The following is a 1,598-nucleotide window of genomic DNA, read 5'->3' as shown; positions in this document are numbered from 1 at the left end:
ATATAAGATCACCTCTTCAGAACTCGCCTCTGATATTTCTTCTCCGTTCCATAATTCAGGAGCTACGATCGTCCACATCATTTGCCGTCATCACCTTTCTTCTCAATAAGCGATTCGAGCTTACGAAGCGCATCAGACAGTCCGCCGATCTCATCAATAAGACCGTATTTGACGCTGTCGCTTCCCGATACGGATGTGCCGATATCACGCGATAGTTCGCCCGTCTTAAAGAGAAGCTCTTTCCACTTGCGTCCGTTGATATGGCAGTGATGCGTGACGAATTTGTTGACACGTTCTTGCATCTTCTCCAGATAATCAAACGAGCTTTGAGCACCGACGACGAGCCCTGTTAATCGAATCGGGTGTATCGTCATCGTTGCACTCTCGGCAATGAACGAATAATCGGCAGATACGGCTATCGGCACACCGATGCTGTGCCCACCACCGATCACGAGCGATACAGTCGGCTTTGATAAGCTCGCTATCATTTCGGCAATAGCAAGTCCCGCCTCAACATCACCGCCCACCGTATTGATAAGGATCAAAAGCCCTTCTATCTCCTTATTCTGTTCGATCGCTACAAGCTGCGGCATGATATGCTCATACTTCGTCGTCTTGTTATTCGGTGGAAGTACCATATGGCCTTCTACTTGCCCAATGATCGTCATCACATGGATACGCGAGGTCGATGTCGGCACCGATACCGCACCGAAATTTTGTATCGCTTGTCCTGCTTTTATCTCCTCATCTTCGGCCATATCGTCTTCGACTTCTCGATTATAAAACCAATCTTCTCGTTTCATCTTTCACCCTCCTTGCCCATAGTATGGTCAAAAGAAGGATTTTTCACACACAAAAAGCGCACGATCAATCTCATGCGCTTTTTCTCATTATTTTTCTTGATGGAACAATGCTTCTACGAAATCTTTTGCAACAAACGGACGAAGGTCGTTGACACCTTCACCGACACCGATCCATTTTACAGGAATATCAAGTTCGGATTTGATAGCGATAACGACACCGCCTTTGGCAGTACCGTCGAGTTTCGTCAAGACAAGTCCTGTGATCTCGCTCGTCTGTCCGAAAATCTTCGCTTGGTTGAGTGCATTTTGACCTGTCGTTGCATCGAGAACGAGAAGCGTTTCGTGCGGTGCGCCTGCAATTTCACGCTCGGATACACGTTTGATCTTTTTGAGCTCTTCCATCAGATTCGATTTCGTATGGAGTCGACCTGCCGTATCAATGATAAGAACGTCAGCTTTTCTCGCTTTGGATGCCGCGATCGCATCGAACGTGACAGCCGCAGGATCGGAGCCTTCCGTATGTTTGATGACATCGACACCGATACGCTGTCCCCAGATCTCAAGCTGGTCGATAGCCGCCGCACGGAATGTATCCGCCGCTGCAAAGACAACTTTTTTGCCTTGTTCGCGGTAATAGTTACCAAGTTTAGCGATCGTCGTCGTTTTGCCGACACCGTTAACGCCTACGACCATGATAACATGAAGCGGTCTTTCCAAGTACGATTCTTTTTCACCGACAGCGAACAGCTCTGCAATCTTTCTCTGCAAGAACGGACGCAAGTCGTTCGGGCCTGT

The 1,598-nt window shown here is 48.1% G+C and carries 2 protein-coding genes; both read right to left on the bottom strand.

Annotated elements, in window-relative coordinates:
• Positions 1-77 precede the first annotated feature (77 nt).
• A complete protein-coding gene (locus IJN28_03175; GenBank protein MBQ6712775.1) occupies positions 78-803 on the bottom strand; it encodes an ATP-dependent Clp protease proteolytic subunit in 726 nt (241 codons plus the stop codon).
• 87 nt (positions 804-890) lie between these two features.
• The coding region (ftsY, locus tag IJN28_03170) for a signal recognition particle-docking protein FtsY (protein ID MBQ6712774.1) at positions 891-1,598 on the bottom strand (708 nt) is incomplete at its 5' end.

The sequence above is a fragment of the Selenomonadales bacterium genome, from assembly GCA_017442105.1.
In the GTDB taxonomy this organism is placed as follows: domain Bacteria; phylum Bacillota; class Negativicutes; order RGIG982; family RGIG982; genus RGIG982.
Note: the sequence above shows the minus strand (reverse complement) of the source record. Positions and strands in the feature narration are given on the sequence as shown.